At 33.4% G+C, this 17810-nt stretch carries 14 protein-coding genes and 2 pseudogenes; 12 read left to right on the forward strand and 4 right to left on the reverse strand.

Features of this window, described 5'->3' with window-relative positions; genetic code table 11:
* Positions 1–7 precede the first annotated feature (7 nt).
* The 5 genes from MHB61_RS12980 (at position 8) to MHB61_RS13000 (ending at position 9919) form a co-directional block, all read left to right on the forward strand.
* Positions 8–2926 (forward strand): Tn3 family transposase, encoded by a 2919-nt coding sequence (locus tag MHB61_RS12980; protein WP_010002095.1) that lies wholly within the window; start codon positions 8–10, stop codon positions 2924–2926.
* Between the two features lie 103 nt (positions 2927–3029).
* On the forward strand, positions 3030–5621 hold the full coding sequence (locus tag MHB61_RS12985) for a SpaA isopeptide-forming pilin-related protein (RefSeq protein WP_262652260.1): 2592 nt from the start codon (positions 3030–3032) through the stop codon (positions 5619–5621).
* 257 nt (positions 5622–5878) lie between these two features.
* On the forward strand, positions 5879–7405 hold the full coding sequence (locus MHB61_RS12990) for a SpaH/EbpB family LPXTG-anchored major pilin (protein WP_249351790.1): 1527 nt from the start codon (positions 5879–5881) through the stop codon (positions 7403–7405).
* A gap of 104 nt (positions 7406–7509) precedes the next feature.
* The gene (locus MHB61_RS12995; protein WP_170959167.1) at positions 7510–8751 is read left to right on the forward strand and encodes a class C sortase; all 1242 of its coding nucleotides are present in this window, start codon (positions 7510–7512) and stop codon (positions 8749–8751) included.
* Complete coding sequence (locus MHB61_RS13000; RefSeq protein ID WP_137016661.1) at positions 8741–9919, forward strand: class C sortase; 1179 nt, start codon at positions 8741–8743, stop codon at positions 9917–9919. The genes MHB61_RS12995 and MHB61_RS13000 overlap by 11 nt, the downstream gene beginning before the upstream one ends.
* 87 nt (positions 9920–10006) lie before the next feature.
* Here MHB61_RS13000 and MHB61_RS13005 read toward each other — a convergent pair whose 3' ends face one another.
* Complete coding sequence (locus MHB61_RS13005; RefSeq protein ID WP_081213530.1) at positions 10007–10687, reverse strand: IS6 family transposase; 681 nt, start codon at positions 10685–10687, stop codon at positions 10007–10009.
* A gap of 150 nt (positions 10688–10837) precedes the next feature.
* Between MHB61_RS13005 and MHB61_RS13010 the strand changes: the two genes are divergently transcribed.
* From MHB61_RS13010 to MHB61_RS13025, 4 genes are all read left to right on the forward strand, one after another.
* Complete coding sequence (locus MHB61_RS13010) at positions 10838–11782, forward strand: ArdC-like ssDNA-binding domain-containing protein (protein WP_081213828.1); 945 nt, start codon at positions 10838–10840, stop codon at positions 11780–11782.
* A 48-nt stretch (positions 11783–11830) separates the two neighbouring features.
* A complete protein-coding gene (locus MHB61_RS13015; RefSeq protein WP_228766099.1) occupies positions 11831–12028 on the forward strand; it encodes a hypothetical protein in 198 nt (65 codons plus the stop codon).
* A gap of 305 nt (positions 12029–12333) precedes the next feature.
* Positions 12334–12705, forward strand: a complete 372-nt coding sequence (locus MHB61_RS13020) for a plasmid mobilization protein (RefSeq protein WP_137016241.1) — start codon at positions 12334–12336, stop codon at positions 12703–12705.
* A 2-nt stretch (positions 12706–12707) separates the two neighbouring features.
* Complete coding sequence (locus tag MHB61_RS13025; protein ID WP_137016239.1) at positions 12708–14225, forward strand: relaxase/mobilization nuclease domain-containing protein; 1518 nt, start codon at positions 12708–12710, stop codon at positions 14223–14225.
* A 339-nt stretch (positions 14226–14564) separates the two neighbouring features.
* Here MHB61_RS13025 and MHB61_RS13030 read toward each other — a convergent pair whose 3' ends face one another.
* From MHB61_RS13030 to MHB61_RS13040, 3 genes and pseudogenes are all read right to left on the reverse strand, one after another.
* Positions 14565–14795 carry a hypothetical protein gene (locus tag MHB61_RS13030; RefSeq protein WP_031559172.1) on the reverse strand — a complete coding sequence of 77 codons (231 nt, stop codon included), beginning with the start codon at positions 14793–14795 and terminating at the stop codon, positions 14565–14567.
* Positions 14796–14803: 8 nt separating this feature from the next.
* Positions 14804–15297: pseudogene (locus MHB61_RS13035) on the reverse strand (RepB family protein).
* Positions 15290–15490: pseudogene (locus tag MHB61_RS13040) on the reverse strand (RepB protein); the annotation flags it as partial. The pseudogenes MHB61_RS13040 and MHB61_RS13035, both read right to left, overlap by 8 nt.
* A 73-nt stretch (positions 15491–15563) precedes the next feature.
* On the opposite strand from MHB61_RS13040, the gene MHB61_RS13850 reads away from it, so the two are divergent.
* The 3 genes from MHB61_RS13850 to MHB61_RS13050 all read left to right on the forward strand — a co-directional run bounded on the left by MHB61_RS13850 (position 15564) and on the right by MHB61_RS13050 (position 17287).
* Positions 15564–15839 carry an IS3 family transposase gene (locus tag MHB61_RS13850; RefSeq protein WP_057720941.1) on the forward strand — a complete coding sequence of 92 codons (276 nt, stop codon included), beginning with the start codon at positions 15564–15566 and terminating at the stop codon, positions 15837–15839.
* Positions 15840–15841: 2 nt separating this feature from the next.
* The gene (locus MHB61_RS13045; RefSeq protein ID WP_407067344.1) at positions 15842–16585 is read left to right on the forward strand and encodes an IS3 family transposase; all 744 of its coding nucleotides are present in this window, start codon (positions 15842–15844) and stop codon (positions 16583–16585) included.
* Between the two features lie 84 nt (positions 16586–16669).
* Complete coding sequence (locus MHB61_RS13050; RefSeq protein WP_081144415.1) at positions 16670–17287, forward strand: S24 family peptidase; 618 nt, start codon at positions 16670–16672, stop codon at positions 17285–17287.
* Positions 17288–17810: the final 523 nt, after the last annotated feature.

A 17810-nucleotide genomic window follows, 5' to 3' on the forward strand; every position in this document is an offset into this window, starting at 1 on the left:
TTAATATTTGGGCGCATATAAACTGACTTCATCGGCACAGCAAGAAGCATTATTATCTTTAGATAAACTATCAAAGGATGAGTTTCAGGGATATTTTAGCTTTTCACGGTCGGATGTGAAGTTTATTCTCTCTCACAGAGGTGTTGAAAACAGATTAGGAATCGGTCTGCAGTTGTGTCTTGCTCGATATCCAGGAATTTCTTTAAATTCGGTTGATAAAGTATCAAAATCTTTAGTTGAGTACGTTGCTGACCAACTAAAGATATCAACTATAGACTTAGATAACTATTTAAGTAAGAAAAATACCCCCTTAGTGCATTTAAAGAAAATTTGCAGACACTATAATTATTCCCTATATTCTTCAAAAGCATCGGATTATTTGAAAAATATTCTAAATGAAGCGATACAAGAAAATAATGATGAACTTTTTCTAATTAATTTAGCTATTTATCGATTAAGAGAACAACATATCTTACTTCCAGAACTTTCAGAGATCGAACGTTTGATTTCAACTATTCGACAGAATCACGAAAAATATCTCTACAAAAAAATAATTGAACTTTTGTCTGAGAATCAAAAGGAACAATTAGATAGCTTACTAGTAGTAAATTTGGATACCAAAAAATCTAAACTAGCCTGGTTGCAAGATATTAGTGGAAAACCAAGTAAAGATACCATTCTATCAATTTGCGACCGGATATCGGTTATTAAAGAGTTGAAACTGGAGCAGTTAACATTTTCGTTTACCAATGAGAAGAGATTAAGTCAGATAGCAAGATTAACAGAACGATATCATGCTTTTGACCTACGCAGATTTGAAGAAACAAAAAGATATGCTTTGCTTGTAGTTTATTTAATTCGTTATAGAAAAGCTCTAATTGATTTGGCAATTGAAGTACATAATAAAATTGTACAATCAATTAAACGAAGTGGGTTACACAAGAAAAACGAAGAAAATAAAAAAACGGGCGAGCAATCTAACCGCATGTTAAAGCACTTTTCTCAGGTTGTTAGTATGCTGGATCACGCAATTTGTAATAATGATTTTCAAAACTTAGCCCGCCAATTAAAACAATCATTCGATTGGAACGAGCTGATTGAAGAAGGACAACAAGCAGCTCTAATTGCTAGTCCCAGAAAGAGAACTTATATGGGTTTAGTACAGTATAAAGCTCAATATATTCGAGGATACTTACCAAGACTAGTAGAAACACTTGATTTTAAATCACCTAGAATGGATGATGATGGTTTAATTAATGCGCTCAGATTAATTACTGTATTGAAGAAAGAAAACAAACGGAAAATACCTGTAGATATTGAATTAAATTTTGTTAAAAAGCCATGGCAATCTCTCGTCAAAAACCCAGATGGGACAATTGATCGTTCTTATTTTGAATTAGTTGCTGCTACTGAATTAAATGATCGACTTCGATCAGGAGAAGTTATCGAGCCTCAAAGCGTCTTACACCAGGAATTAGATAATTATCTTGTGAGTTCAGACGCCATGATGGGATCGCATACAATTCCAGATACTTTTAAAGAATATTTATCGTCGAGAATTGAAGTTTTAGAAGAACGACTAGAAGCTTATCAGAAACTTGGAAAATCGTTTGATAGACTTACTATTACTAAAAAAGAAAAAAATACTCCTGAAGAAGCTGAATATTACAAAAAATCATTGTACAAACTGTTACCAGATGTAAATCTTGTCGAATTACTTATTGAAGTCAATAACTGGACGGGGTTTATGGACGAATTTATTCATGAGGCCACCAAAGACTCAGCAAATAAAGAGGAATTAGAAGTATTATTTTCTACATTAATGGCTATGGGCTTAAACATTCGCTTTCAAGATATGGGAAAATCTACGCATATTACTTCCGCTCAAATGGCAAATGCTAAACAATGGCGTATGTCTCCTGAGTCTTTCAAACGAGCACAGTCAGTATTAATTAATAAGCAGATTACTTGTCCTTTTAGTGAATTTTGGGGTGATGGATCAAAGGCTTCCTCAGATGGTCTTCGCATGCAGCTAGGAGTTTCGTCTATTCATTCGGATTTCAATCCTCATTATGGAAATAAAAAAGGGACAACTATCTATCGTCATACTGCAGATAAATATATTTCGCATTATGTCGAAGTGATCGCAACAAATCAACGAGAAGCTGCTAGTGCTATTGATGGTGCCATTGGACATGATACGGAATTAAATATTGAAGAACATTTTTCTGATACAAATGCTTATACTGACACCGCATTCGCGTTATTCCACTTGTTAGGATTCAAATTTGAACCACGAATTAGAGATATTGGTTCAATGAACTTATATACAATAAAATCTCCTGATCAGTATAAAAAAATGCAACCTCTAATTAAGCGCGCTGTCAATTTAAACTTAATAGAAAAGCATTACGATGAAATTAAACAAATCGCTTATTCCATTCAAACAAGAAAAACTAGCGCTAAAATAATTTTAAATAAGCTTGGTTCTTATGCTCGAAAAAATAAAGTCGCCCAGGCATTGAGCGAACTGGGAAAAATTGAGAAAACTATTTTTTTGTTGGAGTATGCGATTAATGAAGATTTACGAAAAGTAATCACACAAATGCTAAATCGTGGAGAACTTATTAATGATTTAGCCAGGGAGTTATTTAATGGTCAGAGAGGAAAGTTTATGGAGAAGGATTTTGAAAAGCAACTTCAAAGTGCAAGTGCTTTGAATATCCTGATTAATGCGATAAGCCTTTGGAATACTGTATATTTGCAACAAGCGTATAACTATTGTAAAAATAGCGAACCAGAAATAACGAAGTATTTAGAGTATACGTCTCCTATAATTTGGAGACACATTAATTTGTTAGGAGAATATAAAATTGATTTAACTACTTTACCCGAAGAACTTCGCGAATTAAATCAAGGTAAGTAAAAAGCCTATCATTTTTAAAATGATAGGCTTTTTACTAAGATTCAGTGATAGAAAAAGACCGATAAATCAATAATATAATCTCTTATATGGATTTTAGGGGGTTATGTGTACGCTGGGCCTAACAGATGGAGAACCGACATTTTGGAATTCAGGATCCTACACTAGCTTAAGTAATGTGGGATCAACGACTAATTATGATTATTTTTCAACTCCGTATTATTCTGGTAATGGAGTGAAATCTGAATCTAATTATACGAGTACAATAAATTTTGTCAATCAAAGAGCCAATGCGAATCCAGGAGTATCAAAGTATTCGATTGGTATTTCTACAGTTAATAACAGTGGCATAAAATCAGTCTTAAAGGCGCTAGGACCAGATGGTACTTTTGAAGCGTCAAATCAACAAGATCTAGTGGATGCTTTAGACAAAATTAGGACGTCGATTAGTAAGTCTATTCAAAAAGGCTCATTGATTGACCCTATGAGTCAGTATGTCACGTTAAATACGAACAGCATACAGACATATGATTTGAAAGTTGATAGTAATAGTATATCAGCGACAGGCTCAAATCGTAGTGTTAAAACTGATAATAACCAAATCTCTATTGATAATTTAAGTATTGGTAAAAATGAAGGAGTACGTGTAGAGTATACAGTCTCCTTAAAACAACAATATTGGGATGGACAGTTTCATCCAGCTAACGGCACAACTTATTTACAAAATAATAAGTTATCACCAGCTCAATATCTTCATTTTGCAGTTCCATCCATTAAGTATGATACTTTTAATCTACCAGTTCAAAAAATTTGGGATGATCAAAATAACCAGTATCAAACGAGACAAGATATTATCTTACAACTACAATCTTTTGTGAACAATACATGGCAAAATGTATCTGATAAGACATTTGCCATTAAGGCAAGTGCGACAGATGATCAACTCAAAGGTGTTATTTCTGGTATTCCATCCAAGGATGGTGCAAATCAACCAATTAAATATCGACTTGTTGAGTTGTTTGGAAATACTGAGCAAGCAGTTAATGGTTATGCTACACCAAGTTATTCAACGCCAAGGGAAATAACATATACAAATATAGTTAATGGTAATGTGTCTAAAGACAAGCCGTTAGCTGTAACAAATACATTATTAAAAACAGCTATTAGTTTTACAAAAGTTGGTAATGATAATCAGACTCCTTTAGCAGGAGCTGAGTTTACCCTTTATGCCTCTGATGGAAAAACACAAATTGGATCGCCAGTCACGTCTGATAAAAATGGCCTAGTTAAATTCGATCAACAAGTACCAATTGGGAAATACTTAATCAAAGAAACTAAAACACCACTTGGTTATGTCAAAGCTTCTGATATTAATATTTCGGTAACTGCTCAAAATGGACAACTTGTCATTTCAGGTTTGCCAACTGGCAGTAAGGTTAAAAATATATTAGATGATTTCAAATTAATTATCACTAAAAAAGATAATAATGGCAATGCTGTATCTGGTGTTAAATTTAAACTTGTTGGTTCAAATAATTATAATAAGGAACAAGAATCTGATGCTAGTAATGGAAATGTATTTACTTTTCAAGGGTTAAAACCAGGCAAGTATGCATTAACTGAGACTAAAACACCAGAAAAATATGTTGGTCTAAAACAAGATGTGATCATTTTGATTGGGGACGATGGTAAAGTCACTATTGATGGACAGCCGCTACCTGATCAACCAATTACCACAACTGGTAATATCATTAAGCTTGATGTGACGAATACGATAAAAGGTATTCTCCCTAGTACAGGTGGCTCTGGTCGGACAGGCTATTTTATAGCGAGTCTTATCTTTATGGGATTAGTTGCGATTATCGGTGGTATCTTCTACTATCGTAATAGACGTCTACGTCATCATAAACTTCTTAAAGGTCCACATAACAAAAGTCATCTGTTACTGTTGCTGTTAATCACGTCTCTGGGAATAACCTTTACAAATGCTCAGAAAATAGCAGCAGATGAACAACCGATTACCTTTATCTTACATAAACGTGTCTTTAAAGATAGTGGAGACTTAAAAACAATTAAAGATAATGGGTTAGTGATTACACCTAATGATCCCAATTCAGGTGTGATTGATTCGGATAAAACATATGGGTTGAATGGTGTCACTTTCGATGTTTATGATGTCACTAGTTATGTGTCAAATGCTTTAAAAAGTACATCTAAAGAGGCGCTTATGAAACACGTCACAAATACTGATAAGGCTAGCCTATTGGCCGAAATAAAGCCATATCAGCCAACAAGTCAGGAAGTTGTGACGGTTTCAAGCGATGGAGATGATGGTGTTGCACGATTTAGTGTTCAACCTACTTCTCAAAACAGTGCTTATCTGATACTGGAGAAGCAGATCTCTGACAAAGATGCTGGTAAAGTCAAGATGACGGCAACACCGATGTTGGTTATATTACCAGTAGCGAATCCTGTTGATAAAACATCATTTTTGACAACGATAAATCTGTATCCTAAAAATACAGCAGTCAAAACACCAGTTATCCCACCAGTAAACCCGGTAAATCCGAAACCACCTCATTTCCCTTTTTTACCTGATACAGGTGAAGTTAAGTCGGTAATGGTTGTTTTGGGTGGCATTGTCGTAATCATAGCAGTTAGCTTTTGGTATAACCGACGTAAGCCAAAGCCGTCATAAACTAAAGTCTTTGTCAATTATTGTCAAGCTTATATAGAAAATTTTGGAGAAAAATATGAAAACAAACAAATTCTTACAAGTGATTTTAGCAACAATTTTGTTGTTAACAACCGCTTTTGTGTCAAATCAGCATATTATTTAGTAATAATAAGGAAAAATTAAGATGATCTTTTATAGATTGATTTTGAAAGGAGATAGGGACACACCTTAAAACGAAGCACAGTGTAAAAATCACTCACTCAAAAATGGAGAATAAAATGAAAAAAGAAAAATTATTAAAATTAGTAATGACGTTATTGCTAGCGTTGATAGCTATTGTTGCCCCAATTTCATCTGCTTTTGCGGATGACACAATTGATGACTCTACAAAGGTTAATGTGACCTTAAATAAACTGATTTGGAATGATAATGCACCAACTGATTTCCAAAATACAGGTGCAAAAATGAACTTTGACGGTTCAGCTACACCATTAAATGGATCTGAATTTACGCTTTATGATGTTACAAGTCAATATTATAAATATATTGCTAATAAGAGCCAACAAGCAGCCATTAGCCAAATTCAAGCAGACGCAAGTCAAGTTGCTCCAAATTATGCAACAAAAATTAAATCAGTTACCACTGCTGGGCAAGGACAGGCTTTATTCAATGATTTGTCAGTAAAGAATGAATCAGGACAATATAACGTTTATCTTTTCCTTGAAACAAAAACACCTGACAATATTACAGTTACAAAATTGTCAGCTCCTATTGTGTTGGCAATGCCGATTTACACTTTAGATAAACAACAACAACCTACTGACACACTAAATCAAGACATTCAACTTTATCCTAAAAACGTTACATCTAAAGATACAAAAGAATTTACAAATGTTGGATCATTTAGTAATGTAACTGTTGGGGATCAGTCTTTTGCTAATGTGACAACAGGCGATGTTTTAAACTATACTTTGACCGTTAACATTCCTGCTAATATTGGTGATGCAAATGCTGTTAATAAATATTCGATTTTTGATAAACCATCTGATGGACTTGCACTCGTTAACAATACAGTTACTGTGGGAAGTTTGACTGCGGGAAATGGAACTTCAGGGGATTATGATATTGCTTATGTAAATGGTGGATTCACGGTTAATTTACATCTGAACAGTGATAATGTTAAAGCATTGGCTGGTAAAAAAATACAATTAACTTATAATATGAAATTGACGGCAGATGTGAATCCGGATAATTTACAACGTAACAAAGCGAGTGTCCAAATTAATAATTCGCCTGAACAACAAATCACCCCTCCAACTCCTGTAGGTACTGGTGGTTACAAATTTATCAAAAAGGATGCTCAAACTGGAAAAAACTTATCTGGGGCAGAGTTTGTCGTGGCTAAAAGTGATAAATCAAAATTTGCAAAATTTAGTGGTCAAAACTCAAAAGGTGAATATGTCTTTGATTCATGGGTCTCAAAAGATCAAGCAACAAAAATTGTTTCCGGAAATGCCGGAAATGATGGATCATTCAATGTAATCGGACTTACAAATGGGGATTACGTACTTAATGAAACTAAAGCACCTTCAGCTAACTATGTTCTCTTAAAAGATGGTACAATTACATTTACAGTTGTACATGGTGAATATGGCAAATCAAACTTAGATGTTAAGAATACACCTAAAGGGCTATTGCCATCAACTGGTGGTGCTGGTATCTACGCCTTCATCATTATTGGTGCAGCAATGATGATTGGTGCATATATTTGGTTTAAAAAATCAAGACAACAAGCAGAAGTTTAAGTCTTTAGACTAACAGGTTCTTTCCTGAAGTTAAAGGTTAACGTTAACAAGGCTGGGGAACTTTCCCAGCCTTGTTGTGTTTCGGAAAGGAAGGTGAATCAGCATTGAAAAAACAATACCCGCAGCAAGATAACTTAAAAAACGAAAGAATCAATTTATGGCTTAAGGTTTTGATGGCGCTTTTGTTCTTTGCAGGTGCAATGGTATTTTCCTACCCTTTTGTTGTCGATACAATCAATAATTTTTATGATCAACGTGTGATTGATAACTATCAAATCCAATATCAAACAGCACATAAAGCGCAACAAAAAAAACAGTTGGCCCAGATGAAAGCAAAAAATGAATCCCTGCTCAAACAAGAGCATACGACAAACATTCCTGGCATGGGCTTAGTTGAAGATCCGTTTGAAAGTGCACTAAAAAATAATGTGAAACCAAGCAAAGCTTATTTGCAATCTCATATGATAGGTGCCATTTTTATTCCTTCTATCCATGTTAGTTTACCTATTTTTAATGAAACTAACGACGAGTTATTAGAAAAAGGCGCTACAGTATTACAGGGGACTTCTTATCCGATAGGTGGTATCAGTACACATTCAGTTTTGACTGGGCACAGTGGTCTACCAGATAAAAAACTCTTTACGGATTTGGATAAACTGAAAAAAGGTGACTTATTTTATATTGAAGTATTGGGTGAGAAATTAGCTTATCGTGCAGTTAACTTTAAAACGGTATTACCAACACAACTAGAGAGTTTAAAGATAGTGGATGGCAAGGATTTAGTCACTTTAGTGACTTGTACCCCTTATATGGTTAATACGCATCGTTTATTAGTCACGGGAGAACGTGTTCCTTTTGTCGAACAAAAGATGACCAAGCAAATCAAAAAAGCACAAGCCTATCATCAGAATAGACTACTCGCTTTTGCAGTCGGTATTCCGATTTTCTGTTTATTATTTGCATATTTTATATGGCGCAAGTTTGTCTATTATCTGTGTATCAAACATCGCTATGATTTTGTATTCTATGCTGTAGCTGATGGACAAGGAATAGCTAATTTAGCCTTTTATCTGATAGAGAAAAAAGGGAAAATACCAGTATTAAGAGACGGTGAACGGCTTAAAGCAATCAGTGATAAAGATGGGCGTGTCCTGTTTGAAGATATCCCAGGTGGCCGCTATGTTGCTTATCCTGATGAGCAAACCGCTTTTCCAAAAGTATCTGGATTTGTGCGACTGTTACAGGATCAACACTTTACACTTAAGTCTCATGGTGCACGCGTAAAAAGAACCGGTAAACAACACCATCGTGACTATATCATTGATAGGGGACATCATGCGAAATAAAAACAAGCCACAAGGAAAGGCTAAAAAAAGCATAGGCAAGCGTTTTTTGATTAATTTGATGGTTTATAGTTTATTTTTGATTGGTATATTGATCATGCTATATCCGTTTTATATCAGTGCCTTAAATGACTACTTAGATAATGTTCGCGTGTCGCTTTATAAGGATAGTTTACAAAAAGCTCACGACACACAAGAAAAGCAGTTGAAAGCAGCTAATGAAAAATTAGCTAAACAAGGCTTGACACCCTCTAAAGATCCTTTTAAAGATGACAAAGCAAGTGGTGTTTCTGAAGATTATTATAAAAAACATCTACTAGGCACCATTGATATTCCTAAGATCAACATTAAAATCCCACTATTTGATACGACTAATAGTGAACTGTTAGAAATTGGTGCAACAACCTTAAATGGGACCTCATACCCATTAGGAGGTCAAAATACACACGCTGTGATTGCGGCTCATCGAGGGCTACCAGACCGTGCACTTTTTACTGATTTACCAAAACTAAAAGAAGGGGATATCTTTGTTTTAGAAGTATTGGGTCATAAGTTAGCCTATGAGGTGAAGACGATTGTTGTGGTGAAACCAGAAGAAACACAGGTCTTAAAGATAGAGCCAGGGCAAGACTTGGTGACGTTATTGACTTGTACACCTTATATGATCAACTCTCATCGCTTACTAGTAACTGGCAGTCGTGTCCCTTATACGCCCAAAGTTGAAAAGATGTTAGCGCAAAATGACCATAATCGCAAACTGATCCAACTTACTTTGCTAGTCTTATTTACCTTACTAGTTTGCTTAATGCTCTGGATACTTTATCGTATTATCCACCAATACCTGCTCGCTAAGCAAAATATGTCGATTATTTTACAGATTATCACCTCAGATCAATCGCCTTACGCACAACCTTTACATCTTTATGATCGAACGGGTAAAAGAGCATTGAAGCGTCAAGGTGAGGCGGTGATATTAATACCAGATGCGACGGGTACTTATCAGATTGATCACTTAGCAAAAGGGATGTATTGTTTAAAAACCAAAGATGATGCGCTATGTGTGTTGATCGGACAAACTAAGATAAAAGCGATGACTTATCAACTTAAAGTAATGAAAAGATCTAAATCATCCTTTAAACAACTCTCAAAGCAAGTAATTCAAATTACTTAATATACAAAAAAACATTAAACAGTTACTTAAAGAGGTTCTGTTGCAAAGTTTTAAATAAAGAATAAAATCCCTTACGGTATCTATGATTTAGGCTGTTATTCCCATTAATACCTTGATTTCAGTAGACACCGAAAAGCCGAAGAGCGTTCCATTTCTTCGGTTCTTTTTGTATATTCCTCGAATGGCTTCCATGCCTTTAATCGTGGTAGAGGCAGTGCGTAAACTTCGATAGAATTTATTGCGTCTCTTTACTGGACGATGGTCTTGTTCAATCAAATTATTCAGGTATTTAATGGTACGATGTTCTGTCCCTTGATAAAAGCCGTATTCTTTTAGTTTCTTAAAGGCACTTGTAATAGAGGGGGCTTTATCTGTGACTACAACCTTCGGTTCATCAAACTGCTTCACTAACCGCTTAAGAAAAGCATAGGCTGCTTGTGTGTCCCGTTTTTTACGTAACCAAATATCCAAGGTTAAACCATCTGCATCGATGGCTCGATACAAATAATGCCATTTTCCTTTAATTTTGATGTACGTTTCATCCATTTTCCATGAATAAAAGGATTTTTTATTTTTCTTTTTCCAAATTTGATAGAGTAGTTTGCCATATTCTTGCACCCAACGATAAATCGTCGTATGAGAAACGTTAATGCCACGATCATATAAGATTTCTTGAACTTCACGATAGCTAAGGTTATAACGAAGATAGTAGCCCACGGCTACAATAATCACATCCTGCTGAAATTGCTTTCCTTTAAAATGATTCATCGTCATTCCTCCTGCTATCTTTTTCTATTATTCTACCTTATTTGATAGTAGATTTAAAACTTTGCAACAGAACCGGTTATTGATTTAGAAAAAGCAAAAGATAAAAACATAGAAACAACAAAACAAGGTGCTGATTCAAACATTCAAGAATTGTTAGAGAAAAAAGATACTAAAGGTTTATCTAACCTTATCAAAGAAAATATTTCAGACTACAAAAATTCAGAAATGTTTAAAAAATATCTAAAATTTGTTGCTTCTTGCCCTCACTATTCTTCAAGAAATTCGAGATTTTTACAAAAACAAAAACCTGATGTTGGTTTTGTTGGTTCTTTCGGAGCATGGAAAAATCAAGGTTACCATGTAAAAAAAGGTGAACATGGTTTAAAAATTTTTATGCCTTGTACGAGAGATAAAAAAGATGTCAACGGAAATAAAATACTAGACAAAAACGGAAAACCAAAACAAGAAATTTATGCTTTTAAATTAGGAACAGTTTTTGAAACACACCAATTAGTTGAGTATGAAAATTTACCAAAACCAGTTGCTTATGTGCCGGACAACCCTGATGATAATCGCAAATTATTTTTCTCAATCACAAAGGCAAGTGATGTACCAATTAAGGTTTTAGAAACAGCAGAAATGTGTTCTGGGGCAAATGGTTTTTACTCCCCTACAACGAAAGAAATTTGTTTAAGTCCTGACTTAAAAGGTTATCAAAGAATTAAAACTTTATTGCATGAAATCACTCATTCAAAATTGCACAAAGATAGTCAAGAAGTTTTCGGTTCTGAAAAATATGCTTTACAAGAATTGGAAGCAGAATCTACCGCTTTTGTCGTTGCTAATCATTTAAATATTGACACAAAAGATTATTCAATCGGCTATTTAAATTCTTGGGGCTTTGATAAAATTTCTGATGAACAATTAGAAAATGTGATGAAAAATGTTCAAGCAACCGCAAAAGAATTAATTGAAAAAATTGATATTGAATTAGAAAAATATGTTGCTCCTGTTCCTAAAAAATCAATGACAATGAAAGAAAGAATTGATAAGGCAAAAACAAAGTGTTCTGAAAAAAAAACCACAAGAAACTGAACTAAAAAATGATAAACTTTCAAACCATAAAATCAAAGGAGAAAATGAATGATGATTAACTATCAAGGCAAAGATTTTACAGAAACTGAATTTTATGGACGTGAAATTTTAGAAGCAATTCAACTGACAAATAAATTTCCAACTCCAAAAAAAGTATTGATAGAGATGTTAGAAGAAATGATACATGAACAATTAGATTTAATTGATAAAGAAGAATTAAATCATTACATTCACGCAAAAAAATAGGTTCAAACTTTGACCGAAGATGAAGTTAAAAATTTGTGTTTTGAAGTCAAAGATTTATACGAAGATGTCTTAAAAGAATTTGAAATTAAGCTCTAATTTTTTTCAAAAAGGGGGATTGGGGGACACCACCAAAAATAAAAATATTCGTCTGAAACGAACAAAAATAAAATTGGAAATTTTAGGTTTTGTGAGTGAAAGATGAATACTTTTTACTGTAAGTGTGTACACACTTACGAAGCTCGCTAAAGACACTAACCCCCTATTTTGGGCTTTTAGAGTTGACAGATATTTGTGAGGTTGACAAGATGAAAAAAATCAAAAATCGTGAGAGAAGCATTCAAAAAAAATTCTTTGTAAATGAACAAGAAGCGGAAAGAATTAAATTGATAATGAAAGAAACTGGTATCACTAATTTTTCTATTTTTGCTAGACGAGCTTGTTGCAATAAAGAGATTTTTTCTATTGATTTTTCAGAATATAAAAATATTATTTCTGAAATTTCTGCGACAAAATCTGAACTAAAACGTATCGGAAATAATATCAATCAAATTGCTAAACATTTAAACGAAAATAAAAATAATCAGACAAAAGAATGGATGTCTAATTATCAAAATCAATTAGAAAATTTGGAAGATAAAATTCAAAAAGTGGTTCATTATATTTCGGAGGGGGAGTAAAAATGACAGTCATTAAAATGCCAAAACAATCGAACGGAACGGTTCATTCTTCAAAAGATTTAAACCAACTCATTGATTATGTGATGAACCCTGAAAAAACAAATGACTTTGAATATGTTTCCGGTCAAAATATTTTAGATATTCACTCAACCTGTGATGAAATGTTAGCGACACGAACAATGGCAAATGCTTTAAAAAACAAGCCACGAAAAAACGAAAGGTTTGGTTATCATTTTGTCCAATCTTTTTCTCCTGATGACCATTTAACGCCTGAACAAGCTCATGAAATTGGTTTAAAAACCATGAAAGAATATCTCGGAAATTCTGCGGAATTTATTATTGCCACTCATACCGATAAGCCACACCTCCATAATCATATTGTGCTTAATGCAACTGACCCTTTGACTTTAAATAAATTTCAACAATCAAAAAATGATTTGGAACGATTGAAAGAAATTTCTGATAACATTTCTAAAGAATATGGTTGTAAAATTATTGACCGTCCTGAACAAAAGTTAGGTCATTCTCACAAAAATTATTTGGTCTATCTTGCTAAAAATTCTTACCGAAAAGAGATTAAAAACAAACTTGAATTTTTAATGAACCATTCTCACACTTGGGAAGATTTTAAAACAAAAGCAAGAGCCTTAAATTTAAAAGTGGACGACACAAAAAAATATACCACTTATCTTTTAGAGGGAAGCGAACAAACCAAAAAAATTAGAGAGAGAAGTTTAAAAAATGATAAATTTTTAAAGGAAAATCTCAAAGAACGGATAGAAAGAAACACCATTGGTTATTCCGTTGAGGAAGTCGTGAAACTTTGGAATGACAAAGAAAGCATTCAAGAAAAAGGACAAGAAAAAGAAATTGAAATTTTACTTGAACATTGGCAAGTAACAAAAGAAACTGAAAAAGATTTAGTTGTAACCATTGATACTGCATTCGATAATGAAGCAACGATTAAGATACCTGCACGCTGTGTTGATAAATTAGAAAACGGACACTATAAAATATTTATTAAAAAGGGCGACCGCTTTTCGTATATTGATAAAAGAAGTCCGGCAAACCATAAAATCATGGTTGGGGCAACCGTTGCTAAAAATTTACAAAGACAAAGTGGAAATATCCCTCTTTATTCTGACAATGTCAATATCAAACTCAAACAAGTTTTTCATGAGTTCGATTTCTTAATCAGTCAAGGGCTTGGTTTTGATAGAAGTTTTGAAACCATAGGAGAAGAGTTAAAAGCCACCTATCAAGAAACACAACATCAATTAGACAAGCTAGACACAAAGATTTTAGAATACGTGGAAACAACAAAAACGTTACCTTATGAAGATACCTCTATCAGAGATACCATTAAAAACTTAACAAAAGAACGTGATGATTTGCGAGATACTTTATATAAAGTCGATAAAAACATTCAATACTATCAAAAATCAGAACAGCGATTAGAAGCCTATCAAAAAAATCAAAGTCCAAAACATAAAGCACGTGATGATGATTTTGAAATTTAGTCCGTTGAAAATTCTGATGAGTAAACAATAAAAAAGTCGGATCTGAAATTTTTGGGCTTTAAAATTTAAGACCGGACTTTTTTATTTGAGTTTTGAAAAAACTCTATTTTTTACTTTGTAAAAAAAATGTTCCTGTCGTTGAGCAAACCAACGAAAAAGCACTAAAGAAATTGAAAAATAGATATTTCACTCCCTTTAATGCTTGAATCGTCCTATAAGCTCATATTTTGCCTTTTAAGCCCTTTTAAATGGTTTTGAGTAGAATTATGCCACTTGAATAATAATAAGCCCTAAAATCATTTTTAAGGGCTTTTATTTATTCTTTCAAACTTAGATATTTTATTTTTTGTAGAAATGGTATTTTTCTTCTGAAATAAAACCAGTCGTGCAATTCCTCCATAATTCTTGTCTTGGGGCAACTAGCCGATATAAACTATCGCTATATTTAAACGTTCCTCTGTCTGTTTGAAAGATTGTCAAACGTTTTGAAACGACTTCATAAGCTCTGATTTCTCTTACACCATTATCTTGTAAGGCTCTTAAAATTTTTCTATTAAAGGTTTGTGCCATAAATTACCTCACTTCCAAAATTGATACCATTTTTTAGAAACTTGATTATTTAATTGTTCTTGTCCTTTTATTTTATCATTTAAGGCTCTTATTTGCTCTTTAAGCGTTTCTAATTCCTCTTGCGGTTGACTATTCGCCTGTTCCTCTTTTGTGTCCTGTGAGGGCATTTTAAGGGCTTTTAAGTCATTGATTTCTGCTTTGTATTCTTCCAGTAATTTTTTATCCTGCAAAGCTAAGCGTTGTTGCTGGTCTAAAAGATTGCTTAACTTTTCTATATGAGAATGGGCTTTATCAAGTTCTGTTCTAAGAATACTGACGGTTTCGTTCTGTAGTTGTGTTTCGTTCTTAAAATACTGTCTGATAAGACTTACTGAATTGTCCTCTAACACAATTTTATTTTTTGAGTTGGGATTGAATTTTTGTTTATTATTCTTGAAATTCTAGTTTTATTAGTGCCTAATTCGTCAGCCAGCTCTTTTATGGTTTTTACATTCTTACTCATGGTCTAATTCCTGCCTTTTAACCGTAGGTAGATATTGCTCGATTGCTTTTTTCAGATACTTCGCTACATTGCGTTTAGAATAGGCTTCTTGTTTGCTAGATACATAAGACAAGTGGTCTTTGACCCCATTCAATCCTCTTAATTCTTTTAACTCGTCATAAAGCGGATAGACGTTCTTTTGCAAACCTTGGAGCTATACTATAAAAGTGGAGAGAAAATTGTGTGTTATAATCTGTCTATTAAGACACAAAAATGAAAGGACTTTTATGTCAGGTTTTAAACGTTACGACGAGGATTTCAAACAATCGCTCGTTAATCTCTATCAAACTGGTAAAACACAAACTGAACTCTGTAAAGATTATGGGGTATCTTCTTCTGCACTTGCAAAATGGATTAAGCAGTACTCTCAAGTGCGTCTTGAAGATAATACGGTGTTGACTGCTAAACAGATTCAAAAATTACAAAAAAGGAATGCCCAACTAGAGGAAGAAAATCTGATCTTAAAAAAAGCGAGTGCCATATTCATGCAAAACTCCAAGTAAGATTGAAAGCCATCTATCGACTCAGATTTGAACACACGACAGTTATGCTCTGTCGTGTTTTACATGTCAATCGTTCCACCTACTATAACTTCATAAACAAGAGGCCTTCGAAGCGTGAAGTAGAAAATCAACGCTTGAGAAAATTACTCCTTGAGATTTATATGAAAGCTAAGAAAAGAATTGGAACGAGAGCTTTTAAAATCATTCTTCTGCGTGATTATGGCGTTAATATTTCTGAAGGCCGTATCTTAAGACTTCTCAAGTCTATGACACTCCCTAAAATGTCAACCATCAAACCTTGTTTTAAATCAAATAAATCTCCTGTATTTTCTTCTGATAATCTGCTTAAACAAGAATTTAACCCGAATTCCCCAAATCAAGTTTGGACAACAGATTTCACTTATATCTCTATAGGAGCTAAGCGACATGTTTATCTCTGTGCTATTCTTGACCTCTACTCAAGGAAATGTATTGCGTGGAAAGTAAGTGATAGGATTGATGCCAAACTCACCTGTGACACCTTAGAAATAGCTATAAATAAGAGGAAGCCTAAGGAACCAATTATCTTTCATTCGGACCAAGGAAGCCAATTTAAATCAGCTTCCTTTAGAAAGTTATTAGATGAGCATCAATTGCTTGCTTCTTACTCCATTCAAGAAGTTCAACTCTCTTGCTTTGAATACATCGAACAATTTTATAACAATTATAATCCTCATTCCGCCAACAATGGTTTAACTCCAAATTAGAAAGAAGAAAATTATTTTAAGAAAATATAGCTCATTTTGTGTCTAAATATTTGACATTGGTCCAGAAACCCTAAAGATGAAAATTTGAGACAATTAGCTGATGCACTAAATGTTTCATTTGAATATTTAACAGATACAGAAATTTTGCCAATTTATCAAGAACTCTCAGATGATAATAATCAACAAACAATTAATTATGCTGAGGATAAATTAAAAAGCCAAAAGGAACAAGAAAACATAATTCATTTTAGAAATTCTTTAATCCCATATAAGCAAGCGACTGAGCAAGCATTATCTGCAGGTTTAGGTGAAGGTTATACTGATAATATTGAAACATGTACTGTGTATTGGGATAAACAGGTTAATTATGATATAGGCATCCCAATTAAAGGGGACTCAATGGAACCAGAATTTCATTATGGTCAAACTGCGCTTATAAAATATCAAAGTTCTCCTGATTATGATGGTCAAGTTTGTGCAGTAGATAATGTTTCTATGGGAAATGATTTTATAAAATGTGTCACTGTAGAGGAAGATGGACTTCTTCTACAGTCTTTAAATATAGAAGAGGATCAAAACGGAGAAAGAAAATTTCCAGATATAAAATTATATTGGGATGATAACCCAAGGATTATTGGGAAAGTAGTTGCTGCATTTACTCCAATTGAAATAGATTTTTTATTTAAAAATTTGGAGCTTTAGCTCCTTTTATTTTTTTCTGAAAATTCGTTAGTTATTTTATTATAGAATAAGAATTATAGTTATATATATAAAGTTATAGTTACAGTTACAATTAAGGGGCTATTTTAAGGCTTAACCACACGGTTTATAGCTATTAATATCGTAAAAATGTTGTACTGAGGAGTAAAAATGTTGTACTGAGGAGTAAAAATGTTGTACTGGGGAGTAAAAATGTTGTACATATGTCGTAAAAATTGCGTATTAGGGAGTAAAAATTGTGTACCTATGACGTAAAAATGTTGTATATAACCGTAAAAATGTTGCTTGTGACGTAAAAATGTTGCTGTAAATCGTAAAAATGTTGTATTATTACTAGACAAGAATAAAAAAATAGTATATATTAATAAAAACAAAGGTTATGACGTAAAAATGTTGTATTTTACATAAGTTTTTCTATCTTTCTTCTATAAGGTGAACGAAAAATACACAATTTTTACGATTAAATCAGATATTATTTTATCTTGATACTGAAAGAGGGGTTAAA

It is taken from the genome of Lactococcus sp. FSL K6-0773 (assembly GCF_038006485.1).
In the GTDB taxonomy this organism is placed as follows: Bacteria; Bacillota; Bacilli; order Lactobacillales; family Streptococcaceae; genus Lactococcus; species Lactococcus lactis.